This is a genomic window from Pseudarthrobacter sp. LMD1-1-1.1 (assembly GCF_040676255.1).
In the GTDB taxonomy this organism is placed as follows: Bacteria; Actinomycetota; Actinomycetes; order Actinomycetales; family Micrococcaceae; genus Arthrobacter.
Genome location: NZ_JBEGHP010000027.1, coordinates 133,174 through 157,114, shown reverse-complemented (window position 1 = coordinate 157,114; position 23,941 = coordinate 133,174). Strand labels below are relative to the sequence as shown.

At 65.6% G+C, this 23,941-nt stretch carries 23 protein-coding genes; 11 read left to right on the top strand and 12 right to left on the bottom strand.

Annotated features, from left to right (window positions below):
- Positions 1-126: 126 nt before the first annotated feature.
- The 6 genes from MRBLMD1_RS21765 (at position 127) to MRBLMD1_RS21740 (ending at position 5,884) form a co-directional block, all read left to right on the top strand.
- The gene (locus MRBLMD1_RS21765) at positions 127-1,044 is read left to right on the top strand and encodes an MSMEG_6728 family protein (protein ID WP_364403674.1); all 918 of its coding nucleotides are present in this window, start codon (positions 127-129) and stop codon (positions 1,042-1,044) included.
- 3 nt (positions 1,045-1,047) lie between these two features.
- Positions 1,048-1,908 (top strand): SDR family oxidoreductase, encoded by an 861-nt coding sequence (locus MRBLMD1_RS21760; RefSeq protein ID WP_364403671.1) that lies wholly within the window; start codon positions 1,048-1,050, stop codon positions 1,906-1,908.
- Between the two features lie 69 nt (positions 1,909-1,977).
- On the top strand, positions 1,978-2,373 hold the full coding sequence (locus MRBLMD1_RS21755; protein ID WP_364403668.1) for a DUF1622 domain-containing protein: 396 nt from the start codon (positions 1,978-1,980) through the stop codon (positions 2,371-2,373).
- Positions 2,374-2,448: 75 nt separating this feature from the next.
- Positions 2,449-4,227 carry an HNH endonuclease signature motif containing protein gene (locus MRBLMD1_RS21750; RefSeq protein WP_364403665.1) on the top strand — a complete coding sequence of 593 codons (1,779 nt, stop codon included), beginning with the start codon at positions 2,449-2,451 and terminating at the stop codon, positions 4,225-4,227.
- 9 nt (positions 4,228-4,236) lie between these two features.
- The gene (locus tag MRBLMD1_RS21745; protein ID WP_364403663.1) at positions 4,237-5,016 is read left to right on the top strand and encodes an isocitrate lyase/PEP mutase family protein; all 780 of its coding nucleotides are present in this window, start codon (positions 4,237-4,239) and stop codon (positions 5,014-5,016) included.
- A gap of 58 nt (positions 5,017-5,074) precedes the next feature.
- A complete protein-coding gene (locus MRBLMD1_RS21740) occupies positions 5,075-5,884 on the top strand; it encodes a YqjF family protein (protein WP_255174586.1) in 810 nt (269 codons plus the stop codon).
- Here the strand turns inward: MRBLMD1_RS21740 and MRBLMD1_RS21735 are convergent.
- Both MRBLMD1_RS21735 and MRBLMD1_RS21730 read right to left on the bottom strand, forming a co-directional pair.
- Positions 5,881-6,216 (bottom strand): hypothetical protein, encoded by a 336-nt coding sequence (locus MRBLMD1_RS21735; protein WP_364403660.1) that lies wholly within the window; start codon positions 6,214-6,216, stop codon positions 5,881-5,883. The two genes, MRBLMD1_RS21740 and MRBLMD1_RS21735, sit on opposite strands and share 4 nt — an antisense overlap.
- Before the next feature lie 47 nt (positions 6,217-6,263).
- Positions 6,264-8,687: a Tex family protein gene (locus tag MRBLMD1_RS21730; protein WP_414703724.1), complete on the bottom strand. Its 2,424-nt coding sequence runs from the start codon at positions 8,685-8,687 to the stop codon at positions 6,264-6,266.
- A 139-nt stretch (positions 8,688-8,826) separates the two neighbouring features.
- Here MRBLMD1_RS21730 and MRBLMD1_RS21725 point away from each other — a divergent pair, with 139 nt between their 5' ends.
- Positions 8,827-9,144 (top strand): hypothetical protein, encoded by a 318-nt coding sequence (locus tag MRBLMD1_RS21725; protein WP_141157959.1) that lies wholly within the window; start codon positions 8,827-8,829, stop codon positions 9,142-9,144.
- 234 nt (positions 9,145-9,378) lie between these two features.
- On the opposite strand, the gene MRBLMD1_RS21720 is transcribed toward MRBLMD1_RS21725, so the two are convergent.
- The 4 genes from MRBLMD1_RS21720 to MRBLMD1_RS21705 form a co-directional block, all read right to left on the bottom strand.
- Positions 9,379-10,449, bottom strand: coding sequence for an alkene reductase (locus tag MRBLMD1_RS21720; RefSeq protein ID WP_159632789.1), 1,071 nt, complete (start codon positions 10,447-10,449; stop codon positions 9,379-9,381).
- A 116-nt stretch (positions 10,450-10,565) separates the two neighbouring features.
- On the bottom strand, positions 10,566-11,360 hold the full coding sequence (locus MRBLMD1_RS21715) for a PKD domain-containing protein (RefSeq protein ID WP_364403654.1): 795 nt from the start codon (positions 11,358-11,360) through the stop codon (positions 10,566-10,568).
- 131 nt (positions 11,361-11,491) lie between these two features.
- A complete protein-coding gene (locus MRBLMD1_RS21710) occupies positions 11,492-12,157 on the bottom strand; it encodes a DUF6318 family protein (protein ID WP_364403651.1) in 666 nt (221 codons plus the stop codon).
- A 206-nt stretch (positions 12,158-12,363) separates the two neighbouring features.
- Complete coding sequence (locus MRBLMD1_RS21705) at positions 12,364-14,091, bottom strand: purine-cytosine permease family protein (protein WP_364403648.1); 1,728 nt, start codon at positions 14,089-14,091, stop codon at positions 12,364-12,366.
- A 185-nt stretch (positions 14,092-14,276) separates the two neighbouring features.
- Between MRBLMD1_RS21705 and MRBLMD1_RS21700 the strand changes: the two genes are divergently transcribed.
- Both MRBLMD1_RS21700 and MRBLMD1_RS21695 read left to right on the top strand, forming a co-directional pair.
- On the top strand, positions 14,277-14,711 hold the full coding sequence (locus MRBLMD1_RS21700; protein ID WP_159632792.1) for a pyridoxamine 5'-phosphate oxidase family protein: 435 nt from the start codon (positions 14,277-14,279) through the stop codon (positions 14,709-14,711).
- Positions 14,712-14,730: 19 nt separating this feature from the next.
- Positions 14,731-15,189: a very short patch repair endonuclease gene (locus MRBLMD1_RS21695; protein ID WP_364403645.1), complete on the top strand. Its 459-nt coding sequence runs from the start codon at positions 14,731-14,733 to the stop codon at positions 15,187-15,189.
- Positions 15,190-15,327: 138 nt separating this feature from the next.
- Here MRBLMD1_RS21695 and MRBLMD1_RS21690 read toward each other — a convergent pair whose 3' ends face one another.
- Positions 15,328-16,554 (bottom strand): glycosyl hydrolase, encoded by a 1,227-nt coding sequence (locus tag MRBLMD1_RS21690; protein ID WP_364403642.1) that lies wholly within the window; start codon positions 16,552-16,554, stop codon positions 15,328-15,330.
- A gap of 236 nt (positions 16,555-16,790) precedes the next feature.
- Between MRBLMD1_RS21690 and MRBLMD1_RS21685 the strand changes: the two genes are divergently transcribed.
- The gene (locus MRBLMD1_RS21685; RefSeq protein ID WP_159632795.1) at positions 16,791-17,201 is read left to right on the top strand and encodes an Hpt domain-containing protein; all 411 of its coding nucleotides are present in this window, start codon (positions 16,791-16,793) and stop codon (positions 17,199-17,201) included.
- Here MRBLMD1_RS21685 and MRBLMD1_RS21680 read toward each other — a convergent pair.
- Positions 17,174-17,938 carry a response regulator transcription factor gene (locus MRBLMD1_RS21680; protein WP_364403639.1) on the bottom strand — a complete coding sequence of 255 codons (765 nt, stop codon included), beginning with the start codon at positions 17,936-17,938 and terminating at the stop codon, positions 17,174-17,176. The two genes, MRBLMD1_RS21685 and MRBLMD1_RS21680, sit on opposite strands and share 28 nt — an antisense overlap.
- A 94-nt stretch (positions 17,939-18,032) precedes the next feature.
- Between MRBLMD1_RS21680 and MRBLMD1_RS21675 the strand changes: the two genes are divergently transcribed.
- Positions 18,033-19,697 (top strand): sensor histidine kinase, encoded by a 1,665-nt coding sequence (locus MRBLMD1_RS21675; RefSeq protein WP_364403637.1) that lies wholly within the window; start codon positions 18,033-18,035, stop codon positions 19,695-19,697.
- On the opposite strand, the gene MRBLMD1_RS21670 is transcribed toward MRBLMD1_RS21675, so the two are convergent.
- The 4 genes from MRBLMD1_RS21670 to MRBLMD1_RS21655 all read right to left on the bottom strand — a co-directional run bounded on the left by MRBLMD1_RS21670 (position 19,666) and on the right by MRBLMD1_RS21655 (position 23,939).
- On the bottom strand, positions 19,666-20,910 hold the full coding sequence (locus tag MRBLMD1_RS21670) for a 5-methylcytosine restriction system specificity protein McrC (protein ID WP_364403634.1): 1,245 nt from the start codon (positions 20,908-20,910) through the stop codon (positions 19,666-19,668). The two genes, MRBLMD1_RS21675 and MRBLMD1_RS21670, sit on opposite strands and share 32 nt — an antisense overlap.
- Positions 20,897-23,128 (bottom strand): McrB family protein, encoded by a 2,232-nt coding sequence (locus MRBLMD1_RS21665; RefSeq protein WP_364403631.1) that lies wholly within the window; start codon positions 23,126-23,128, stop codon positions 20,897-20,899. Before MRBLMD1_RS21665 ends, MRBLMD1_RS21670 begins: the two co-directional genes overlap by 14 nt.
- A gap of 70 nt (positions 23,129-23,198) precedes the next feature.
- Positions 23,199-23,456, bottom strand: a complete 258-nt coding sequence (locus tag MRBLMD1_RS21660; RefSeq protein WP_159632798.1) for a PLD nuclease N-terminal domain-containing protein — start codon at positions 23,454-23,456, stop codon at positions 23,199-23,201.
- Between the two features lie 66 nt (positions 23,457-23,522).
- The gene (locus tag MRBLMD1_RS21655; protein ID WP_224025132.1) at positions 23,523-23,939 is read right to left on the bottom strand and encodes an acyl-CoA thioesterase; all 417 of its coding nucleotides are present in this window, start codon (positions 23,937-23,939) and stop codon (positions 23,523-23,525) included.
- Between the last annotated feature and the right edge of the window lie 2 nt (positions 23,940-23,941).

Sequence of the window (23,941 nt, the reverse complement as noted above, 5' to 3'; positions counted from 1 at the left end):
CGGTGATCTTAGTGGTTTAACCTGAAAGCCGTATGCAGGCGTCCATTATTTGGACAGGTCGCGCTGCCTCAAGTGGTCCTGCGCACTGTAATTGGAACATCCGGCGCATGCCGTCAGACTGAATAGATGCAAACCTTCCTCCCGTACCCTGACTTCCGCGAAAGCGCCAAAGCCCTGGACACCGCACGGCTGGGCAAGCAGCGGGTTGAAGCGCTGCAAACCCTTCGCGCCCTGGTGATTCCGGAGTACGGCTGGCAGACCCATCCAGCTATCCGGATGTGGATGGGCCACGTTCCCGCCCTCACCATGTATGGCCTGGCCATGGCGGACGAATGGATCGAGCGCGGCCACCCGGACAACACCCGCGCGAACATCGCGGAATTCGCACCGCAGGCAGCCCACCCTGACTACGCCGCCAAAATCGTGATGCCGCCGTGGCTCGGGGACCCCGACTTCCACTTGAGCCACCGTTCCAAGCTGGTGCACAAGGAGCCCAAGTTCTATACCCGCGTTTTCCCGGATGCGGTCCCGGATATGGACTACGTCTGGCCGGAGCCGCGGCACGAATTCCTGCCGCAGGAGCCGGAAGGGGACATTCTGTGGATCCTGCGCGAGCCGCACGACGACGTCGACCCCCAGTCCCTTACCACCGTGGCGCTTCCGCCCGTGAACCGGAATTCTGCTGCCGCCGCGGCGGCGGCCGGGGCCGACGGCTACTCTCCCGTCTACGTGGAGGATGGCTCCCGCCGGCCTTCCCGGGCCCCCAAGAAGGCGGCGCCCAGGCCGCAGATGAAGAAGCCCACCCGTAAGCGCCTGGCGCAGGAGGAGGCCTTCCGGACCCTTCCGGGAAAAACGCCGGTTGCTGTTCCGTTCGAGAACGGGGCCAGGTTCGCCGTCGGACAGGTGGTTGGGCGCCCCCTTACGCTCGATGACGGCCGTTTCGGCAGGAACTTCGAAGTCACGGAGATCATTGACCGCTCGGCATTCGCGTACCCCGCCCTGCTGCAGGATCCCCGCGTGTTCTTTCCGGTAGAGGCACCGTAGGCCATGACGGTTCTGTTGGCGGGGTGTGGGGACCTGGGCACCGAGGCGGGCCTGCGGTTTGCTGCCCTGGGCCACCGGGTTGTGGGCTGGCGCCGCTCCCCCGCCAAGCTGCCGGCGGCCATCGAAGGTGCCGCGGCTGACTTGGGATCGAAAGACCTGCCGCCCGTCCCCGCGGACACCACCGCCGTCGTCATCGCTGTTGCTGCTGACTCCCCTACCGAGGAGGCATACCGCGCTGCGTATGTACGCGGGGTGGAAAATGTCCTTGATGCCCTGGAGCGTGACCAGGTGTCGCCGGAACGGATCATCTTTGTGTCCTCCACTGCCGTATACGGGGACGCGGGTGGCGGCTGGGTGGATGAGTCCACCACCGCGGAGCCGGGCGGGTTTTCCGGCCGGGTGTTGTTGGAAGCCGAGGGGCTTCTGCAAGCCAGGCTCTCGGGGACCCGCACGGCCGGCGTCTCACTCAGGCTGGGAGGCATCTACGGGCCGGGCCGGACGCGCCTGATTGACCAGGTGAAGACGGGCTCTGCCGTGATCCCTGAAGACGTGCGCTACACCAACCGGATCCATCGCGACGACGCCGCGGCTGCCATCGTGCACCTTGCCGGGATGGCAGCTGTACCGGGCCCCGTATACATCGGCGTGGACAATGAGCCGGCCGACCTCGGCGCGGTGTTGCGATTCCTGGCAGCTGAACTTGGTTTCCCTGAGCCCCAGGTGGGTGACGCAGGACCTGCCCGCGGGGGCAACAAGCGCTGCCGAAACGGTCTCCTCCGCAGCGCGGGATTTTCCTTCACGTTTCCGACATTCCGGGAAGGGTACAAGGACGTTATAGCGGGGAACGGCGTCCGCCATCCGTGAGTGCGTCCGCCGTCCCCTGACCACTGCCGCGGCCCGCTCAGCGGGCCTTGGCCTGAGTTGAGGCAGGGCATGGAATTCCGGCACATCATTGAGACGGTTGGGCAGCTGGTCGACTTCGCCGGGGTTGCTGTGATGGTGATCGGCGCGGTGGTCTCCCTCCCGCTGGCGATCCGTGGTCATCAGCCCCGGCAGCTTCCGCCAGGTGCTGCAAAGCTGAGTTTCTACCGCTCCTACCGGCAACTGCTGGGCAGATCCATTCTGCTGGGGCTGGAACTGCTCGTCGCTGCCGACATCATCCGCACCGTTGCCGTCACGCCCACGTTCGCCAGCGTCGGGGTGCTGGCCATCATCGTGCTGATCAGGACGTTCCTTAGCTTTTCCCTGGAGCTGGAAATCACCGGGCGCTGGCCGTGGCAGAAAGAACCCTCAGCGGCCCGTGCCGGGTCGACCGCCGCCGCGGGCTGAGGCCCGCCGCCCACGTTTTCCACATAGGGGTCTTTGGGTCTCTTCGTTGTCAGGGGCGGCTGGCAGAGTGTGGTTATGGAGGCCATTGGGGAGCATCTAGGTGCGGCGTACGGCGGGAAAGCGTACGACGCCGGCAGCTGGCTGCCGCGCCCGGCCCACCTTCATGCGGTCCCAGGGGAGGCTTCACAGCAGCGGGCCACAGGCCCTGCCCACCAGGACCTCCTGGCTGGGTTGGCGGTCCGGATCGCGGCCGTTGCCGTGGCCGCCCCGGATGTTCTGGCGTCTGCCTCTTATCTCGAGGCCGCCGAGTTCGCCGCCCGCGCCGAGGAGCTCGCCCGGAGCGTGGAGTACCTGCAGCTCCTGGGCGCCGGGGCGGTGGACCGGACCCGCACCCAGGCCACCACCGACGCCGCAGCCACGACCCGTGCCGCCCGGTCCGCCGCCGTGGTTGAGACCGACGCCAACTGGCCCAATCCGGCCGCCGGTCCCGGCCACCCGGTGGTGTCACCGGCCGATGACGGGTGCCGGAACACCGCAGAGTTCCTCCGCCTGCGCTTGCGGATCCCCATCCGCGAAGCCCGCCGCCGCCTCGCCCTCGCCCACCACGTCCTCCCAGCCACCAGCCTTACCGGCGAACCACTCCCACCAGCCCGGACCCACCTCGCCGCCGCCCTCACTCCCACCACCGACACCGGGATCACGTCCCCGGTCGGGTACGGACCGGCCCTGTCCTCGCACGCCGCCACCCTCATCACGGCAACCCTCGACCGGCTCCAGCACCACACCACCGCCGAGACCCTGGACACGATCGAACACCACCTCACCACAGCCGCCACCATCACCGACCCTGACTTCCTCACCCGCCTCGCCCAACGCTGGACCGACACCATCGACGCCGACGGCACCGAACCCACCGAAGAAGCCCTCCGCCACACCCAGGGCGCCTTCATCCGCAAACCCCGCCACGGCCTCCACCACCTCGAAATCTTCGCCACCACCGACCAATACGAACACCTCCTCACCGTCATGAACACCGCCACAACCCACGCACCACCACCGGCACAGCAACGAGTCCAGCCAGCCGAGGCAGTTCAGGCAATCCAGGCCGTCCAGGCAGTTCCGAGACCCCGGCGGCGAACCACACCGCAGAACAGGGCGTATCCGAGCACACCCCGCTTCCCGACCTGGACCGGCGCACCCGCGCCCAGAAACAACTCGACGGCCTCATCACCGCCGCCAAAACCGCGCTCGCCACCAACACCCTGCATAACCGGCGGCAATCGACCCCACATCATCGCCACCATCAACTACGAAGACCTCTTCCCCACCAACCCCGTCACGCCCGCCACCTCGGCAGGAAAAGACCACAGCGTGGAAACAGTGACAGGTACGGGGACCTTCGCCTTCACCGGACCCGTCCCCGCCGCCACCCTGCGCAAAATCGCCTGCGACGCCGACATCATCCCCGCCCTCCTGGGCACCACCGGCGAAATCCTCGACCTCGGCCGCAAAACCCGCCTCTTCACCCCCGCCCAACGCACCGCCCTCACCGCCCGCGACCAAGGCTGTGCCTTCCCCAACTGCACCATCCCCGCACCCTGGTGCGAAGCCCACCACATCACCTACTGGTCACGCGGCGGGCCATCCACCACCAACAACGGCGTCCTGCTCTGCAGCCACCACCACCACCTCGTCCACAAAGAACAATGGACCATCACCACCACCCCCGGCACTCCAGCCTTCATCCCCCCCCCCACATCGACCCCACCCAAACACCCCAACAAAACCACTACTTCAAACCACCCCCGCCACCCCAACCACCACACCGCAGAGTGTCCAAAGACTGTCCGTTAGGCTTCACCCATGACCAAAAACAGCAGCGCAAAAGCCTCCGAACTTCTCCGCCTCCACCAGGCCCCTGAGATCCTCCAAGTGGTCAACGTGTGGGATGCCATCACAGCCAAAGTCATCACGGACATCCCGGGAACCACTGCCCTGGCAACGGCAAGCCACTCGATCGCCGCCACGCTGGGCTACGAGGACGGCGAGAACATTCCCGTCGACGAGATGATCAGCTTTGTGGGCCGCATCGCGGCCGCCACCCACCTGCCGGTCAGCGCTGACCTTGAGTCCGGCTACGGGAACCCTGGGGAGACAACCCGCAAGGCCATCGGAGTCGGAATCGTTGGCGCCAATATCGAGGACCAGATGCGCCCGCTCGAGGACGCGGTGAACCAGATGGCAGCCGCTGTGCATGCCGGCGCTGCAGAGGGAATTGACTTCGTCCTGAACGCGCGGACCGACGCCTTCCTCAAGGGCAAGGACCGGGACCCTGAAGACGTTCTTGCGGATGCCATCGCACGCGGCAAGGCCTTCCTGGACGTCGGTGCCACCACGGTCTTCGTCCCGGGCCTTTTGGACGAGCCCACGGTCACGGCCCTGGTGGAAGGCATCGGCTGGAACAAGGTCTCGGTCATTAACGTGCCGGGGTCCCTGCCTCCGGCGAAGCTGCAGGAACTGGGCGTGGCCCGCATTTCGTACGGTCCCTGGACCCAGCGGGTGGCGCTGACTGCCCTGGCTGACACAGCTGCCAAACTTCTCGCCGGTGGCCAGCTTCCAGAAGGCACACGTCCGCTGAACTGAGAGCTGCGGGGCGGAAACCAGGAGCTTCGCCACCTGGACCGAGCGAAGGAGTGGGAGCTTGACCGGAAACCTGAATACCGCGGGAGTGTGGCCGCGGCCGCCGGCACTTCCCAGGCCGGTATTTTCCGACCAGCGGTGGCTTGATGCCGTCTTCCTTCACTGGCGCATTCCGGAGGCTGCCGCCGCCGCGTTCATGCCGGAGGGAGTCCAACCCGATGTGTTCGACGGTAGTTCCTGGGTTGGCCTGATCGGCTTTCGCATGGAGCAGGCAGCGCTTGGGCGAGGCCCCGGCATCCCGTATCTGGGAAGCTTCAACGAGGTGAACGTCCGGCTTTACTCCCGCGAGCCGGACGGCACCCGCGGAGTGGTGTTCCTGAGCCTGGATGCAGACCGGCTGCCCGTTGTCCTGGCGACCCGGGCTGCCGGGATTCCTTACGTGTGGTCGCGCATCCGGCAATGGCCGCCCTTTCCGGGGAACGGCGGGGAACGGCAGCACGCCACCGGCGCGGCTGGAACACCCGGCGGCCGGAATGGATCCGCCGTTGGTTACTCGGTGCGCCGGCTGGGCGCCACTGCCGCCCGCAGCAACTTTGGGGTCATCCCCAAACTGCACACCGCGGCAGCCGACCCTTTATCCATCTTCCTCACCGCCAGATACGGCATGCATGGCCGCTTCCACGGCAGAACCATCTACGTTCCGAACACGCACCACGAGTGGCCGCTCTTCGGCGCTGAGGTCCACCAGCTCAGCGATGGATTGGTAGGAGCCGCCGGGATCAGTGTCAGCGGTCCGCCAGAGTCCGCTCTCTACTCCCCGGGGGTCCGGACAAGGTTCGGCAGGCCGCGCACGCTGGAGAGCGCCGGCTAAAGACCCGCGTCCTGGACGTCCTGCCAGCCCTGGCCTTCGGTGAACGTGCTCACCAAGGTGCCCACGCCTGCCTGGAGGGAGTCAGAGGGATCGAAGTAGAGGGATGCTTCCGAGGCGCGGCTGTGGGTAATCAGCTGTTCGGCCTCGAGCTTCGCCTCGGGCACGGTTGCGCCGACGATCCCGGTGCGGGCCGGGAGAACCGGTGTGTGCACCACGTCGGCGTCCGTCTGGGTCAGCGGAACCGTGGTGCCGGGGTTGATCTCATCGTTGGGGAACTCGAACTCGGCATCGCCGGGGGCAACGGGAACGGTGTACTCCAGGAAATAGGTCATACCCCCACCCTTGCAGAAAAGCCGTCACCGCCAAAAGACCTGGTGGACTACTTGCCCAGGCCGGCCTTTCGAAGTGCCTCGGCCATGGCCGTGTTGACAGGTTGGGGTGCGGGGCTGGACCTGACACTCCCACCGGACGTGCCCGATCCCTGCTTCCCCTGCTGTTGGCGGTCCGGACGCCCGGCACGCTCGGTCTTTCGGCTCCCGGAATCGCGCCGGCCGGACCCTGAATCGCGCCGGCCTGAACTTGCGCCGCCGCCGGCGGGTTCGTCGTCGAGCCTTAACGTGAGCGAAATCCGCTTCCGCTCCGGGTCAGCCTCAAGTACCTTCACCCGGACCACCTGGCCGGACTTCACCACCTCGCGCGGATCGGACACAAAGCGGTTGGACAGGGCGGAAACGTGGACCAGGCCGTCCTGGTGGACTCCAACATCCACGAACGCCCCAAAGGCCGCGACGTTGGTTACCGTTCCTTCGAGGATCATGCCCGGCACCAGATCCGAGATCTTCTCGACGCCTTCCGAGAACGTGGCGGCGGCAAAGGCGGGCCTAGGGTCACGCCCGGGTTTGTCCAGTTCAGCGAGGATGTCCTTGACGGTGGGCAGGCCGAACGTGCCGTCGACGAACTTCTGCGGGTCCAGGGAGGAAGCCGGGGCGGAACCGGCGGCCACGAGGATCTTCCTTGCCACGGCGTAGGACTCCGGGTGCACGCTTGATGCGTCCAGCGGCTCGGCCCCGCCGGTGATCCTGAGGAATCCTGCGCACTGCTCGAACGCCTTGGCGCCCAACCGCGGCACTTTCTTGAGGTCGGTCCGCTTGTTGAAGGGTCCGTGCTCGTTCCGGTACGCCACGATGTTTTCGCTCAGCAGGGGCCCGACGCCGGCAACCCGGCTCAGCAGCGCAGGCGAGGCAGTGTTGACGTCAACACCGACGGCGTTCACGCAGTCCTCCACCACCGCGTCCAGGCTCCGGTCCAGTTTCGACGCGGTCACATCATGCTGGTACTGGCCTACACCGATGGACTTGGGATCGATCTTGACGAGTTCGGCGAGGGGATCCTGCAGGCGGCGGGCAATGGACACGGCACCGCGAAGCGAAACGTCCATTCCCGGCAGTTCAGCGGCGGCGAGCGCGGAGGCGGAATAGACCGACGCGCCGGCCTCGGACACCACGATTTTCTGGGGTTTCCGGTCCAACTCGGGAAGCAGCTTGATCAGTTCGGCAGCGAGTTTGTCCGTTTCGCGTGAGGCGGTCCCGTTGCCGATGGCCACAAGTTCGACGGCGTGCTGCCGCGCCAAACGCACCAAAGTGGCCAGCGCTTCGTCCCATTTCCGCGCCGGAGCGTGCGGGTAAACGGTATCGGTGGCCACCACCTTCCCGGTGCCGTCCACCACGGCGACTTTCACCCCGGTCCGCAGTCCCGGGTCGAGGCCCAGCGTGGCACGGTTTCCGGCGGGGGCGGCCAGCAGGACGTCCCTGAGGTTGGCGGCGAACACCCGGACCGCTTCGTCCTCCGCTGCGGCGAACAACCTGGCGCGGAGGTCGGAAGTGAGCCGTGCCAGCACGCGTGAACGCCAGGCCACCTGGGCTGTCTGCATCAGCCATGCGTCGGCGGGACGGCCACGGTCGGCGACCCCGAGGAACCTGGCAACTGCGGACTCGTAGCGGGCGCGGGCGGCGGTGAGGGCGGCGTCGTCCGATGGGTCGGCTTCGGCGAGGTCCAGCTCAAGGACGCCGTCCTTCTCCCCGCGGAACAGCGCGAGCACACGGTGGGACGGCATCCGGTCCGGTGCCTGCGCGAACTCGAAGTAATCGGCGAACTTCTGGCCTTCGGCTTCCTTGCCCTTTTTGACGCGGGAGACCATCCGGCCCTGCGTCCACATCCTGTCCCGGAGGGTTGCGGCGAGGTCAGGGTCCTGGGCCACGCGCTCCACAAGGATGGCCCGGGCACCGGCGAGCGCGGCGGCGGGGTCACCGATGGCGTGGTCACTGTTGAGGTACTTCCCCGCCTCGTGTTCGGGGTCCAGGTCCGGCCGCTTCAGCAGCGCATCGGCGAGCGGCTCCAGCCCGGCCTCCCGGGCAATCTGGGCCTTGGTCCGGCGCTTGGACTTGAACGGGAGGTAGATGTCTTCGAGCCGCGATTTGGTGTCCGCGGCCAGGATCGCCTTGCGCAGTTCAGGCGTCAACTGGCCCTGCGCCTCGACCGCTTCGAGGACTGCGCGACGGCGGTCTGCCAGTTCGCGGAGGTAGCGCAGGCGTTCGTCGAGGTCACGGAGCTGGGTGTCGTCCAGCGTGCCGGTGGCTTCCTTGCGGTACCGGGCGATGAACGGAACCGTTGCCCCGCCGTCGAGCAATCCAACCGCGGCCTTTACCTGCCAGGCCGTGACCCCCAATTCGGCAGCGATCTGGGCGAAGATCGCATCGTCCTCCGATGCGCGGGAGGGGGCGGAGGCAGCGGAAGGTGCAGGCAGTTGAGTCACCAGAACATCTTGCCTTACCGCGCTGCAGGGCTCCACCGGACGCCGTGCGGATGGGGATTCAGCAGGGGACGGGAGGGTATTCCGCTGGGCCCGGCAAAGTGCTGTAGTGGACATGCCGTTACTGGCGCCCATGCTCGAGGAAGAGGCCATCATGCGGGAACTGCTTGTGGTGTTTCAGGAGGGATTCGATGAGGCTAACGTCACCGTGACAGTCAACGGCAAGGAGGTGCGGCGGGACCTGGGGATCTCGACCAATCCGCTGCTCGGCATCGCATCCGAGGTGTCTGTGGAGTTGCCGGCAAAGGGCGCACAGGTGGGAGTTGAGGTCACGAATCGGGGGTTGAAAGCCATTACCAAGGTCAGCGGAAAACCCAAGAGCGTGCTGGTTTCGATCGAGGATGGGCGCCTGCTGATGAAGGAAGGCACAGGCCGCGAGGCCGTTCTGTAGCTAACTTCCCAGGTGGCAAAACTGGCTCTGGTAAGAGTCCATTCGATGGAGTAGCATCTGATCACCGCCGGCTTCCAGTGGAGTCCGGCGGGCCACACAAGTCTTCAGCCGGGGGTCGTCGGATGGCCTCCGGCGCCGCTGTCGGGGACCAGCACCCCTGACAGCCAACGACGGCGGCACCCATGATGGGTGCCGCCGTCGTTGTTTCATCCGGGTTGGCCGGTGGGCCGCCGTTTAGCCCTGGTACAGCGGGTAATCCGTGTAACCGGTGGCGCCCTCCGCGTAGAACGTGGAGGCGTCGGGCTCGTTGAGCGGGAGGCTTTCCTTCCAGCGCCGGGCAAGGTCCGGGTTGGCGATGGCGGGGCGTCCCACCACAACGGCGTCTGCGTGGCCTTCCGCCACCAGGTTCACGGCTTCTTCGCGCGTGGTGATCACGCCGAAGCCGGTGTTCACCAGGAAGGTTCCGCCGAAGCGTGCACGAAGGTCCTGGACAAGTTCGCCGGTGGGCTCGTGGTGCAGGATGCTCAGGTATGCCAGGTTGAGCGGTGCGATGCTGTCCACGAGGACCTCGTAGGTGGCACGAACGTCCGCTGCGTCCATCTCGGCGATGCCCTGCACGTTGTGCTCGGGGGAAATGCGCACACCCACGCGGTTCGCGCCAAGGGCTGCCACCACGGCGTTGATGGTTTCGATGACGAAGCGGGCGCGGTTTTCCGGTGAACCGCCGTAGCTGTCCGTCCGGACGTTGGAGTTCGGCGCCAGGAACTCGTGCAGGAGGTAGCCGTTGGCCGCGTGCAGTTCCACGCCGTCGAACCCTGCCTCGATGGCGTTCAGCGAAGCGTTGACGAATTCCTGGATGACCATGGGGAGTTCGTCCGTGGTGAGGGCGTGCGGCACGGGGTACGGCTGCTTGCCGGCCGGTGTCCGGACCACGCCGTCGATGGCTACGGCGCTGGGAGCGACGATAGGCAGCCCACCGGTGATGTCGGAGTGGGAAACGCGGCCGCCATGCATGATCTGTGCGAACATGCGTCCGCCTTCGGCGTGGACGGCTTCGGTAACCGTCTTCCACCCGGCAACCTGTTCTTCGGTGACGATACCGGGCTGGCCCGGGTAGGCCTGGCCGGCCGGGGTGGGGTACGTGCCCTCGCTGACGATCAGGCCCAGGGAGGCGCGCTGGCGGTAGTGCTCGGCCAGGAGCGGTCCGGGGATGCCTTTCTCACCTGCGCGGAGGCGGGTGAGGGGTGCCATCACCAGGCGGTTGGGAAGTTCAAGTTCGCCGAGGGTGAGTGGGGAAAACAGCATGCGCAGTTCCTTTCGAAGGCTTAAGACGTACTGTCTTTGCCAACTGTGGGGCGCGTGCAACTATTCCGGACTTCCGCCAGTGCGACGGGGATCACAGGTTTCCCTCGGTCCCCGCGCTATCCTCCGACACCGGGGCAGCCCTGGCCCTGCGGATTGGCGTTGCAGTCGTCGGCGTAGTTGCGGGTGAGCGAACGCCACACACTGATGGTTTGCGGTGGTGCGTTGAACTGGCCTTGACCGGGGATCGGCAGCGGCGGCCCGGCGTTCACCGAGTACGTACCCTGGAACGAGGTGGTCAGGACAACCTGGAAATCGCCTGTGGAGGCATACGCGTGGCTGGTGCGGGTCTTTTCGCCCCACCGGTCCTGCGGCAACGGGCCGCCCATGGAAGGCTGCGGGCCGAAGACTGTGCCATCTCCGTAGTTCCACGTGTACTGCACCGGAGTGGCCACCACGTGGACTTTCTGGCCGAACATGGTGATGTCGAACTGCTGTTCAGCCGCTTCCGCGTAGAAATTCGTCTCAGCGCCCCGGAGGGTGTTGGGGCTGGGCTGGGCCACGACCGCCCCGGCACTGACAGGGAGGTTCTGGAACTGCCGCTGGATATCCGCGGCGATCCTGGGCAGGAGGTCCTCGGGCTTCGGATCGTAAAGGCAGGTGGGGCCCGAGTGATGCGCCCAAACAGCCCCCGGCACACCCCGGGGCCGCGACAGCCACATGACCGGAATGCCCTTGGCTCCGTCCTCACGGTCTTTGCAATCGAGCTGGCGGGCGAGGCAGGGCGTATCGAAGTCGCCTCCGCCAAGATGGCACTGAAGTTCGTACTTGTACTCGTTGGGGTCTTCGGAGGCGAGGTCGGGGCGTGCGGGAACAAACTCTTTCCGTTCGGGATCCCAAGTGTGCCCACCCATGGTGAGGCCAGGATTCCAAGCACCGCCAAATTCCGGATCTTCACCACCTTCCGCAAGCGCGGGGCACGCCGTGAACAAAACGGACATGACCGCCACGAAGAGCAGAGAGAGCAGCCGCGAAGGGGACATGTCTATCCGACGATGTTTCCGAGCTCAACCACCGACCATTTTCCGTCAGCGTAGGAAAGGACGAGCAGATTTCCTTGGTCAGGCGCCTGAGGATCTGTCCGAGCCACGGTTCCATCGGCCCTCATATAAATCAGAGGATCCTGGTGAACCTGAGCTGCGACTTGATACGTGCCATTCTGGCCCTTAGTGAATGTCGTATTTGCGACAGGCGTTGAAAGCTTTCCTCCAACCAACCAGCGGCCCTCAGAGTGCCAATCTTTGATCACCTTGCTAACCTTCTGGCACGCTTCGCATGGGCTTGGAGCAATACTCTCGAATAAGGCAGCATCACCCGTCTCATAGGCATAGCTCAGAACCGAGAACCAATGCTTGGCGAACGCTTCTGCACCTTCCTTCGTCTCCGTCTTAGCTACCTCGGGCAGCACAGGCACGGGGACGTTCTGGGCGGGTCCGGAGGCGTCGGCAGGCTTGTAGACGGCATTCGGCGTTGGGGTGGGAGTGGCCGTGGCGCTGGCAGTAGGTTTTTCCTCCGCTACCTGGGACGAAGTGCCGCCCGGCCCCGGCGACCCTCCGGAGTTACAGCCGGACAAAGCGAGCGTCAAACCGACAACAAGGGCTGCTGCTCCCGACGGCACAGCGCGGGACGTAAAGGAGTTCTGTGATGTCATGGGCCGCTATTCCCCCAGTAGTTTCAAGACGGCTTGCTCCGAACAGTGCCTTAAGGGTAGCCCACGTCACAATTTGGCGATCAAACTTATCCACAGGCACCGCCCACCGTTCTACCACCAGGTCCGGCCGGCAAAAAGTCATAAGGGGAGCCGATGCATAAAGTGCACCGGCTCCCCCGTCAATAAAGAATCAAGGAAACAAAACCCTACTTCTGTGCGGGCAGGACCAACTCCCCCGTCTTGTCCGTGGACAACGCGAGCGACGAAACATACTGCGGGCCGCCGTCGGACGCGTCCTGTGCGGACCGCACCATGTCCGGCCGTTCGAACTCCAACCCCGTCACGTGGCACAGGAGCTTGGCGTCGCTGGGGTTCCCGTCGGCGTCGAACATGGGCAGGTCGATCCCGTCGTCGGTCCGGCGGAGGTAGTAGCGGCCGCGGGTCAGGACCGCGAGCGCCGGTGGCAGGACCAGCGCCAGCCCCACCGCGAAGATGGGCGAGTACGGCTGGATCGCAGTTCCAAATGCCCCGAAGAACACGGCAATCGAAACCCCTGCGGAGACCAGCATGGACACGAAGCCAACAGGGTTCACGGCGTACAGCATGCCGCGGCGGAACTCAGGCACCTTGGGTGAAATCTTGAGCAGGTACTTGTTGATGGCAATGTCGGACGCCACGGTGACAACCCACGCCATGGCGCAGTTGGCGTAGAACCCGAGGATGGTGTTGAGGAAATCGAACATGTTCGCTTCCATCAGGACCAGCGCGATCAGCAGGTTCACCACCACGAACACCATCCGGCCCGGGTAGGTCTTGGTGATGCGCGTGAAGGAGTTGGTCCAGGCCAGCGAGCCGGAGTAGGCGTTGGTGACGTTGATCTTGATCTGCGAGATGACCACCAGCACCACGGCCAGCGTCATGGCCAGCCACGCGGGCATCATCTCCTGGTACACGCCCAGGAACTGGTGCACGGGCTCATTGGCCGTGGCGGAGGCGGCAGGATCAAGCGTGGCGATCAGGTAGATGGCGATGAACAGGCCCACGATCTGCTTGATGGCCCCGAAGATCACCCAACCCGGGCCGGCCAGGATCACTGCGCGCCACCAGGCGCTCCGGTTGGCCTCAGTGCGCGGCGGCATGAACCGGAGGTAGTCGATCTGCTCGGCAATCTGCGCCATCAAGGACAGGCACACGCCGGCGGCGAGCATCACGGACGCAAGGTTGGGCCCGCCGTCGCCCGTTGCTCCGGTGTAGGCGAAGAAGCTGTCGATGCTCTCCGGGTGCGAGACCAGCAGGTATCCCACAGGCACCACCATGAGGAGCAGCCAGAGCGGGGTGGTCCACACCTGGAGTTTGGCCAGCGTGTTCATGCCGTAGATGACCAGCGGGATGATGATCACCGTGGACGCGGCGTATCCCATCCACTGCGGAATGCCGAGCCCCAGCTCCAGCCCCTGCGCCATGATGGAGCCCTCCAGCGCAAAAAAGATGAAAGTGAACGTGGCAAAGATGACGTTGGTGACCACCGACCCGTAGTATCCAAAGCCCGAGCCCCGGGTGATCAGGTCCAGGTCGATGTTGTAGCGCGCGGCGTAGTACGCCAAGGGAAAGCCGGTGGCGAAGATGACCACGGCCGCCACCAGGATTCCCAGGATCGCGTTGACCGTCCCGTAGGAGATGCCGATGTTCGCCCCGATCGAGAAGTCCGCCAGGTAGGCGATGCCGCCCAGCGCACTCGTGGCCACCACGCCCGCACTCCACTTGCGGTAGGACCGCGGCGCGAACCGCAGCGTGTAATCCTCCAGGCTTTCCTTGGTGGCGTTGAGGGCGGCAGTGTTGCCCGCCGTAGGGATTGCCGGAGAACGTCCGACGACGGCGGCACCAGCGGGTGCCGCCGGTTCCAGCAGTTGCGTTGTGTCTGTGTCGTTGCCCATTGGGTGCGTCGCTTTCGTTTGCCTTCAGCCGTCATGGCCCTGCGTGCGACGCTATCCAGCGGGAAATACAGCCCGGTCACAGACCTGTTTCCGAACTGTTAAGCCTTGACTGTGCTGTCATAAAGCGGAGGAAATGGGGCACAAAGCCTCTGGCGCTTTTCTACTCCACGTAGAAGAATGGCCGCATGATGTTTGAACACGCGGACGGCAATCCTGTCCTGGAACTCGAAGATGAGCAGTCGTGGCGGCTTCTGGCGGCAACGCAGCATGGCCGGCTGGTGGTTTCCGTCGCAGGGGAACCGGACATCTTCCCGGTGAATTACGTGACCTCCAACCGGAAGCTCTACCTGCGCACGGCACCTGGAAACAAACTGGCGCAACTCACAATCAACGCCAAGGTGCTGTTCGAAACCGATGGCATCCTGTCGCAGGAGGCCTGGTCCGTTGTCCTCCGGGGGACGGCAAGGGTCCTCAGCAACTCGGACGAGCTCGCTGCCATCGAAGAACTGGGCCTGAAGACCTGGGTCCCCACGCTCAAGGACTTCTACGTGGAGATCGACCCAACCTCCGTCAGCGGCCGGCACTTCGTGTTCGGCGAACAGCCGGAACGGGAGATCTAGGCCCTCCTAGACTGGAAGGATGCCGGACGACTCCAGCGCTGCCAAGCCCGCTGCAGACAGGCTCACTACTGAGCAGCGCAGCTGGAACATGTCCCGGATCCGCGGGAAGAACACCAAACCCGAGCTGCTGGTGCGGCAGCTCCTGCACGCCAGGGGCTACCGGTACCGGCTGCACGGCAGGTCCGGCAGCACCAGGCTGCCAGGCAATCCTGACCTCGTCTTCGCCGCCCGGCACAAGGTGATCTTCGTCAACGGCTGCTTCTGGCATTTCCACGACTGCAGGGTGGGCCTGCACGCCCCGAAGGCCAACGCCGAGTTCTGGGCAGCAAAGCGGAGCCGGACCCGGGAACGCGACGCCGGCCAGCGCCGGAAGCTGGAAGACGCCGGCTGGGAAGTGCTGACGGTCTGGGAGTGCGAACTGAAGGATCGATCAGCACTCGAAGCCCAGTTGGTGCACTTCCTCGAAGCCGGCGCCTGAAGGCCTGTAAACAGCCAATCTTGAGGAAATCTTTCGCTGCTCCGGCCACTGTCCTTGATCCTGGCGCGGCAGGATAAACGGGTTGCCGGCGATCAGGCAGCCGCCACTGACAGTTTCGGAGCAGCTATCCCCTATCCCCTAGCTTCTTCGAGCCAACAGGGCGGACTTGAACGCCGACGCCGACGAGTCACTGCTGTTGATGCGCCAGTCTGTTTCCTTTTGCATATGGAACCAGACAAAGCCCATCACGTCCGGCTGGGCGGCAAGGTAGGACACCAGGTCCGTATTCCAGGTCGCTTTGGAACCGCCCAGTTCGCTGGACGCCGTTTCCGCGACCAGCACGGGTTTCCCGGGGGCCAGGGTGCGGAGCTGGGAGATGCCGGGGCCGAGGAGGTCCACGGGGGAAACCCAGCTGCTCCAGGTTTGCGAGGTGCCCCAGTTGTAGCCGTCCAGGGCCACGATGTCCGCGTAGCCCGGGCCCGGGTACAGGCCTGCCAGGTCAGTGGAGCCCCAGTACGGCACGTTGGGCGACCAGACCCACTGGACGTTCGCGGCGCCCGTGGCGGCAACGACGTCGTGCACATGCCGCCAGGCGGCTATGTAATCTCCGGGCTGGTTGCCGTTGACGCCTTCGGCCCAGGGATACCAGTTGCCGTTCATCTCGTGGGCAAAGCGCAGCATGACCGGTTTGCCCCAGGCCGCGAGGGACTGGCCCCACTGGCTGATGTACCCGTCGAAGTCCCCGGCAGTAATCCGGGCCAGCGAATACGCCGGCTGGTTGACGCCGCCTCCCCATGCCCACGGCTCCCAGGTAACCAGGGGCGTGGCTCCGCGGGAGCGGACAGCGTCCAGCTCAGTGATGGGCGGGGACTGCAGGAAATCCTTGTAACTCATCACGATGGAAGGGATTTCCCCGGACACGGTGGCAACCTCGTCCAGTTCCGAACTGGCCAGGGGTCCCCCCGGCGTTGCCGCTCCAAAGCGCAGGGCGGCGGAACTGATGGCCGGCGCCGGTGCGGGCGCCGGAGCCGGAGCCGCCTGGACCACGAATGTGGCGGATGCCTTGATGGACGACGTCTTGGCGGTAATGGTGAGGTTCCCGGTAGCCGCCGCCGGAATGGTGATGCCTGTGCTGAACGCACCCGTCGAGGTTGTTTGGAACGCGAACGTGGTGGACCCGACGATCACGGTGCCTGTGGTGGAGGCCCTGAACCCGGTTCCGGCGACCGTCACGGCGGAACCGGCCGGTCCGGAGGTGGGATTGAGCGAAACTTGCGGTGACGTGGCTGCTGCGCTGGCCGGCTGGATGACGGAAACCGCCAATCCAACCCCGATTATGAGCGCGACAAATAAGGACCTAAGCATTCGGAACACGGCAATCTATCCCCAGATTGAGAGGCGGCCGCGGCCGCCGGTGGCGTCAATGCAGAAAGCACTGGCCTTGATTTTATGGGCAAAAATCCGCCCTCCCATCAAGAAAACCACAATTCTTGCCGAGTCTTCTGCGAGGTCCTGGGAACAGTCCTAACCTGAAAAAGAGCAAGCGTTCCGGCCTCACCGCCCAGATTCCCGAGTCTACAAAACCAGCAGAAAGGAGTGTCATGAGCACATCAGATGATGCCCCCAGGCCGCTGGTAGACCAGTCCGTCCTGGACCGGCTGCGGGATGAACTCGAGGAGGAGGAAGGCTACAGCCGCGTCTTCGTGGGGAACTTTATCGAGTACCTGCCCCAGCGGCTGGGCCGGTTGCGGCTGGCCCTGACCACGGGGGACCTGGAGGGCTCCATGGACGCGGTCCTGAGCCTGAAGACGTCAAGCCAGATGGTGGGAGCAGAGCGCCTGGCCGGACTGGCTTTGGAACTGGAGAACGAGATCCGCGCCGAGGCGCGCCACGCTGACATGGCGGTGGCGCTGCCCAGGCTGGCCGCCACCTATCTGCGGCCCATCACCCAGTGCAGCAGGCAGACCATGCACCGGCTGCAGGCTCAGTGCTGCCCCGGGGCCAAACGGTAGCCCACCCCGCGAACGGTTTGCAGCCACCGTGGCTGCTGCGGTGAGTCGCCCAGCTTTTTGCGCAGGTTCCCCATGTGGACCTCCACGGAACGTTCGTCTGCTTCGCTGATGTAGCTGCCGACGTCGTAATCCTCATCGCGGAGCCGCCGCACCAGGTCGGACTTGGTCCTGACCGTCCTTCCTGCTTCCAGGAGCGCGTAAAGGAGTTCGAACTCCGTACGGGTCAGGTTCATCTCCTTGCCGTCAACGGTGACGGTGCGGGAGGCGTAGCTGAGCTCCAGGCCGTTGTGGGTGAAGTTTCCTCGCTCCGGATGGGCCGCGCTGTCCACGGAGGCATCCACCGAAACTTCGTGCGGGTCAGGAACGGACCGCGGCCGGCGCATCATGGCCGCAACCCGTGCGCGGAGCTCCCGCGGGCGGAACGGCTTGGTGAGGTAGTCATCGGCCCCCGATTCGAGCCCGATCAGGGTGTCCAGTTCCTCGGTGCGCGCCGTCAGCATCACGATGTAGGCATCCGAGAACTCGCGGATCTGCCGGGAGACCTCAAAGCCGTCGATGTCCGGCAACCCCAGGTCCAGGGTAATGACATCGGGATTAAGGCTCTTGGCCATCAGGACGCCCTCGGCGCCGCCGCTGGCGACAGTTACCTCAAATCCAGCCTGGGTCAGCACAGTGCGAACCAGTTCCCGAATGTCGTGGTCATCTTCGATGACCAGACCCACACGTGCCTCACTCATAGAGCCCCCTCAGTGCCAACGTCTGAAGTATAGCTGGCTGCGGATATCCTGCTGGTATGGTCCCGCACACCCCCACATCCGCGTCCCCCGCGCCATGAGCGACCCCACTGCCTGGTCCTCGGGCCGGCTGCGGTTTTTCAAGCGGCCCTTCCATGAGTACCGGCTGACGGACCGGGTGGCCCTGAGCCAGATGCCGTTGTTCGTGACCACGCTCCTCACGGCTTTCCTGGTGTGGGCGTTCTTCCCGGACACCATGGGCAATCCCCTCTTTGTTACGTTCCTTGTTTCGCAGCTGGCCATCATGGCGCTCTGCTACGTGATCCCCTGGGACCGGTTGCCCTACACCAGCTTCCTCGCCATCCCGCTGCTGGACTTCATCTCCATCGGCGCAGGCCGCGAAGGCGGCCAGGAAAGCCTGACAGGGATCAGCCTGCTGGCCGTCTTCCCCGTCATTTGGCTCTGCGCGTCCGGCTACTATCCGAGGGCCGCGCTTTGGTTCTCCTTCCTTGGACCGCTGGCCATCATCTGGGTGCCGCTGCTCCTGAAGGGAAATTTCACGCCGCAGGATTTCGCGCGCTCACTGCTGCTGCCCGTCATGATGCTGGGCATCGGTGTGTCCGTGAGCGTCCTGACCTTGAGCATGATGCGCCAGCAGAAGCAGCTGGAAGAGAAGGACGAGCAGCTGCGGGCCAACCTGCGGACCAGCAAGCGCCAGGAATCGCTGCTGAACACTGTGCTGGATACCGTGCATCTGGGCGTGCTGGCTATTGATGCCGACGGCCATGACATCCTGATGAACCGGAAGCAGCGGGCCAACCATGAATTGGCCCGGCCAAAGAACATTGCGGACCCCAACGAATCGCAGCTGCTGGTCTACGGCCCGGACCGGAAAACCCTGATCCCCGTCCAGGAGCGTCCCGTGCGCCGCGCCGTCCTGGGCGAAACCTTCACCGATTACCTGGTCTGGCTGGGTGACGGGAAGGACCAGCGGGCACTCGTGACCACGGCCCGGGCCATGAAGGACTCCGACGGCAACTTCACCGGCTCGGTGATTGTCTTCAGCGACGTCACGGACCTGGTGAACGCGCTCACCGCCAAGGACGACTTCGTCTCCAGCGTCTCGCACGAATTCCGGACCCCGCTGACGTCCATCCTGGGCTACGTTGAGATCCTGCTGGCCGATGATCCGGACGAGCCTGAGCGGGAGATGCTGGAGATCATCCGCCGGAATTCCGAGCGCCTCCTGACCCTGGTGTCGGACCTGCTGGCCAGCCGGAACGGCCAGCTGATCGTCTCGCCCGACGCCGTGGATGTTGCCGAACTGGTGCGCAGCAGCGTGTCCTCGGCGTTGCCCCGCGCAGCCGTAGCCGGCGTGGAACTGCGGGCGGAAACCCCGGAACGGCTGGAGGCCCGCGTGGACAGCGCCAGGATCTCCCAAGTCCTGGACAACCTGGTGTCGAACGCCATCAAATACTCCCCTGACGGCGGCGAGGTGGTGGTGTCGCTGGCGCGGGAAAACGGCCATTTGGCCTGCCGGGTCAAGGACACGGGGATGGGCATGAGTCCGGAGGACACCTCCGAGGTGTTCGCCAAGTTCTTCCGGACCAGCAACGTCCGGCGCACCGCCATCCCGGGCGTCGGCCTGGGCCTGCCCATCAGCAAGGCGATCGTGGAAGCCCACGGCGGGACCATCGACGTCGAGAGCACGCTGGGCGAGGGAACGACGTTTACGTTCCGGGTTCCGGTGCAGCGGTCCTGAGCACCTCGCCCCAGGATTGGGAGGCAAGGTCCCGGATGGATGCCAGGATGGCCGACGGCGGCTGGCTGAGATCCAGCGGGAACTCCACGATGTCGAGGTCGGTGTTCAGGATGCGGCGGAGCTTCATCTCGCCTTTGCCCGCGTAGACCAGCCAGGCGGTGGGCACGGCGAGCGCGGTGCAGTGGGCCAGCATTTGGTAGTGGTCCGCAGTCAGCGACGCGCCGGCATCCGAGGCCGCCCGGTACTTGGCGTTGTAGGCCACCACCGGGCGTCCGCCGAGCATGTGGACGGCATCCGGGCGCACGGACAGCCGGTCGGAATCGCGCACCGCCTCGCTGAGGAGGGCGTTGTACCGCAGCCGCAGCTCCCCCGGATATGACGCCATCGCACTGCGCAGTGCCGTTCCCACGAAGTCTTCGAACACCTGGGCCATGTCCACCACGAACGACGCTGTCTGTTGCCTGCCCTCCCCCGCCTCGGCGGACGCGTTGCACAGGACCAGCTCCGCGAGGCGCAGCACTGCGTGGTAGCGCAGGTTCATCCTGGTGGGCGTCCACGGCGGCACCGGGGCGCCCGCTGGAAGGCGGGTGACGGCGTCGAGCTTTCCCTTCAGCTGGCGCAGCCGCCCCAGCACCTCGGGTCGGACGCCGGGCACCTGCCCCATCCGTTCCAGGGCGGCGCGCAGGATCCGGTTCTCGGCGATGTCCTCGGTGAACTCGTCGTAAGAGACCTCCAGCGGGACCAGCATGCCGGGGCGGCGGGATATCTGGTCCGAGATCCGGATCCGGCCCTTGACCGTGCGCAGGGATTCATCCACGGTGAGGTAGCCCTGCAGGACCCCGCGGCCCAGGGCACGCTCGGCCAGCTGCGCCAGGGACTCCGCCAGCGCACTCCATAGCTCCCGGTCCTCGTCCGCCGCCACCAGCTCCGGGCGGAACCCCTGCTCCCCCGCGTAGCTGAGCAAAAACAGGAGCCGGCTGAGCCCCAGCCGGTCCTTGGGCCGGACGTCCAGCTGGACCGTGGAGGTGCGTACCGAACCCACCTTGCCTACCGGCTCGATCCGGTACAGCCCCATGCCCATGGGCGAGGCCTTGGCCAGGCCACTGGAATTCAGGAAGGAAGCGCTTGGCGCATCCAGCCGCTCAACCAGCCCGGTGGACAGCTCGTCCAGGACCAGGTGCCGCACGGACGCGCCGGGGTCAGCGCGCTGCAACGCGTCCCAGCAGCTGGTCCAGCCCGAACCGCTCCTCCAGCTGCGCCCGCGTCAGCTGGCCGTGGTAATGCTCCTCCAGTAGCGGCATGAGCTCGTACTTCCAGATCCGGCGCAGACCTGCAGGGGTTTGGGCTGCCGGCTTCATGAAATAGGACGGGCCGATCATCAGGTCCCGGTCCCACTCGTCAATGGCCCCGTTGAGCGCGTCCAGCAGGAGCGCCGGGGTGGTGTCCAGTTGGCGGGCCTCCAGGAACCGGAGCAGGGAACCCTTGACCGGCTCCGTCTGCGGGTGCAGCTCGATGAAGGAGAAGCGCCGGCGGATGGCCGCGTCCATCATCGCGATCGACCGGTCGGCGGTGTTCATGGTGCCGATGATGTAGAGGTTGTCCGGCAGCGTGAACGGCTCGTTGGGGCTGTACTGCAGGTAGATCCGGTCATCGCGGTACTCCAGCAGGAAGTACAGCTCGCCGAACACCTTGGCCAGGTTGGCGCGGTTCATCTCATCGATGATCAGGAAGTACGGCTTTTTCTCGTTGCCGGGCTTGGCGGCTTCCTCGGCGAGGCGGCGCAGCGGACCGGCCACCAGCTTGAAGGACACCTGGCCTTCATCCGTCTTGTCCGGCCGGTAGCCCTCGAAGAAGTCCTCGTAGGCGTAGGACGGGTGGAACTGGACCAGCTTGACGCGTTCGTCCGTGGTGTCGTCCGCCAGTTCCGCGGCGAGGTGCTTGGCCAGGTAGGTCTTGCCCGTGCCGGGAGGGCCGTAGAGGACCAGCTGGCGGTTCTCCTCCAGCAGGTCGGCGATCTCCTGGAGGGGCTCCAGCTCCATGTGCAGCGAGGCTGCGAATTCCTGCGTCAGAGGGCGGAAGCCCTCCTGGACAGGGGGGACGACGGCGGCGCCGTCAGCATCGCAGTCGGGCTCGGTTTCCGCCTCCGCCGGAAGCAGCGCCTGCAGCGCCTGGACCACGCGGGTCACGTCCACCACGATGCCGGGGGTGGCGAGCTGGCGCTGGACGTGCCGGGGAAGGCTGGTGGCGGTATGGCGGTCGTCGAACCAGCGCACCTTGCGGCGCAGGCGCCGGTTGTCGTCGTTGTACTGGGGCTCCCCCAGCACGCCGCCCAGCCGAACGGTTCCGGCGTGCTGGTACAGCACCAGGTCCCCGGGCTTCATGACGGTCAGGAAGGCAAAGACCGCGGTTTTGGTGTCCTCGCGTTCCACGTAGCCGAGGTGCTTGTAGTCCTCGTCCACGGCGTGCTGCACCAGGCCGGCGGTGACGCCGGGGTCCAGCATGCGGAGATGCTCGACGTCGAGGGTCACCTTCTCTTCGCCGTGCCATGCGGTGAGCAGCTCGGCATGGTCGCTGTGTGTCCGGAGCAGCCAGGCGCGCCGGCCGGGGTCGCCCACTTTGCGCCATTGGCTGACCAGCTGGCGGGAGTACCAGTCGATCCGCTGGCCGGCCTGCTCGTCCAGGTGCAGCCGGATGCGGTGGATGTCCGCGGTGATGTCCTCTTCCCCGTCGCCTTTCGCGCCGCCCACCAGGGAGGCGAAGGCGTCGCGGATCTCCTGCCGCTCCACGTCCGCCACGACGGGCTCGAAGTAGCTGGGCCACGCCAGGAATTCGATGCTCCGGCGGATGGCGGGCTGGTCGTCGGGGGTGGATGCGGCGAGGCGGTGGAACTGGAGGGGGTCCTTGATGGCCGCCTGCACCACGGCAGCCGGCCGCTGGGCAACGTTCCGCACGAACCGGCACAGCCACTTCAGGTGGTCCCAGATGGTCCAGTTGAATTCGGCGGTCCGGTCCCGGATTACGCCGTGGTCGGTCATCCCGGCGTACAGCTCCTCTGGCAGTTCCAGCGGCGGTTCCAGCCAGCCGGCGGCTTCGGCCACGCGGGCGCGCTTGACCTTGAGGGACTTCACTTCGTGGGCCAGCGGAAGGGACTGGAGGAAGAGCAGCTCCACGGCCAGCTGTTTTGCTCCGCGCGTGGCACCCTCCAGGTTTTCGCGGAGGTTCGTCATCATCGGGGCTTTGGGGTCGGCGATGCCGCGGTCCAGCCGGTCGAGCAGCTCCGCGGCTGCCGGAACGGACCATGTCCTGGTGCGGCCGTCCAGGGGCGAGGCCTTGCCTTGGAGGCCGGGACCCAACACGAACCATGCCGCGTCCTCGATCTCCCTGGAGATGCCGAGGGCGCGGGTCATGGCAACAGTGGCAGTGGGGGTCATGCCCTCAAATTTACAGGGTCAAGCTGGGCGGCCGCTCCACGGGTGCCGGCCGCCCTCCTGCCAGCGGGGACTACTTGCCGGTGGCGGAGTGCTTCCGGCCGAAGATGAAGTAACCCATGGGGCCGATGAAATTGACGAAGGACGCCGCCCGCCACGCGGCCTTGGGCCCGTTGATGAGTTCTGCCGGCCGCCGGGAGATGTCGCGCTGGGCGGCAACCAGCAGGGACACCTGAACCAGGCCCGTCACAATGGTGCCCATCTTGGCACCCGGTGACATTTCCTTCCAGGTCTTCTTTTTCCGGGCGGTGCGGTTCTTGTTGCCGGCCATGAGCGCTTCCTTTCGGTGTACAACGTGGTTCCAGTCCAGTAGGTCCGGTGCCGGCTGTCCAGAGTCTTAGTGCCTGTAGGGGGCCATCCGGTCTTTCTGTTCCTGGCTGAGCCTCTGTACCCGGCCCGTGGCTTCATCCACGAACGCCAGATGGCTGCTCGCCTTCACGCAGTCCTCCCGGGTAACGGGGTCCTGGAGCAGGTAGTGGATGTCGAAGCTGGCGCCCTTGACGGCACCGATCCATACCTGGACCACCGCAGGAACGTTGCGGTACTCCAGTGTCCGGACGTAACGGATCTTGTGGTCCACCACCAGGGCAAGAGTCCCGGCCGGGACGTCGTTGAACAGCGACACCGGGGGCTCAATGCCCGGAAGGCCCGCACCCCGAGGCGGTCCGAAGGCTGCGATCCGGGCCTCCTCCAGCATCCGCACGATCTGGACGTTGTTGATGTGGCCATAGGCGTCCATGTCGCCCCAGCGCATCG

Bases quoted from the DNA above. Each gene is read 5' to 3' on its own strand.
- MRBLMD1_RS21700 (WP_159632792.1), top strand. From the start codon at position 14,277: ATGATGTTTGAACACGCGGACGGCAATCCTGTCCTGGAACTCGAAGAT.
- MRBLMD1_RS21695 (WP_364403645.1), top strand. From the start codon at position 14,731: ATGCCGGACGACTCCAGCGCTGCCAAGCCCGCTGCAGACAGGCTCACT.
- MRBLMD1_RS21710 (WP_364403651.1), bottom strand. From the start codon at position 12,157: ATGACATCACAGAACTCCTTTACGTCCCGCGCTGTGCCGTCGGGAGCA.
- MRBLMD1_RS21660 (WP_159632798.1), bottom strand. From the start codon at position 23,456: ATGGCCGGCAACAAGAACCGCACCGCCCGGAAAAAGAAGACCTGGAAG.
- MRBLMD1_RS21745 (WP_364403663.1), top strand. From the start codon at position 4,237: ATGACCAAAAACAGCAGCGCAAAAGCCTCCGAACTTCTCCGCCTCCAC.
- MRBLMD1_RS21690 (WP_364403642.1), bottom strand. From the start codon at position 16,554: ATGCTTAGGTCCTTATTTGTCGCGCTCATAATCGGGGTTGGATTGGCG.
- MRBLMD1_RS21725 (WP_141157959.1), top strand. From the start codon at position 8,827: ATGCTCGAGGAAGAGGCCATCATGCGGGAACTGCTTGTGGTGTTTCAG.
- MRBLMD1_RS21720 (WP_159632789.1), bottom strand. From the start codon at position 10,449: ATGCTGTTTTCCCCACTCACCCTCGGCGAACTTGAACTTCCCAACCGC.
- MRBLMD1_RS21705 (WP_364403648.1), bottom strand. From the start codon at position 14,091: ATGGGCAACGACACAGACACAACGCAACTGCTGGAACCGGCGGCACCC.
- MRBLMD1_RS21665 (WP_364403631.1), bottom strand. From the start codon at position 23,128: ATGACCCCCACTGCCACTGTTGCCATGACCCGCGCCCTCGGCATCTCC.
- MRBLMD1_RS21715 (WP_364403654.1), bottom strand. From the start codon at position 11,360: ATGGGTGGGCACACTTGGGATCCCGAACGGAAAGAGTTTGTTCCCGCA.
- MRBLMD1_RS21750 (WP_364403665.1), top strand. From the start codon at position 2,449: ATGGAGGCCATTGGGGAGCATCTAGGTGCGGCGTACGGCGGGAAAGCG.
- MRBLMD1_RS21680 (WP_364403639.1), bottom strand. From the start codon at position 17,938: ATGAGTGAGGCACGTGTGGGTCTGGTCATCGAAGATGACCACGACATT.
- MRBLMD1_RS21755 (WP_364403668.1), top strand. From the start codon at position 1,978: ATGGAATTCCGGCACATCATTGAGACGGTTGGGCAGCTGGTCGACTTC.
- MRBLMD1_RS21685 (WP_159632795.1), top strand. From the start codon at position 16,791: ATGAGCACATCAGATGATGCCCCCAGGCCGCTGGTAGACCAGTCCGTC.
- MRBLMD1_RS21655 (WP_224025132.1), bottom strand. From the start codon at position 23,939: ATGCGCTGGGGCGACATGGACGCCTATGGCCACATCAACAACGTCCAG.
- MRBLMD1_RS21675 (WP_364403637.1), top strand. From the start codon at position 18,033: ATGAGCGACCCCACTGCCTGGTCCTCGGGCCGGCTGCGGTTTTTCAAG.
- MRBLMD1_RS21735 (WP_364403660.1), bottom strand. From the start codon at position 6,216: ATGACCTATTTCCTGGAGTACACCGTTCCCGTTGCCCCCGGCGATGCC.
- MRBLMD1_RS21760 (WP_364403671.1), top strand. From the start codon at position 1,048: ATGACGGTTCTGTTGGCGGGGTGTGGGGACCTGGGCACCGAGGCGGGC.
- MRBLMD1_RS21765 (WP_364403674.1), top strand. From the start codon at position 127: ATGCAAACCTTCCTCCCGTACCCTGACTTCCGCGAAAGCGCCAAAGCC.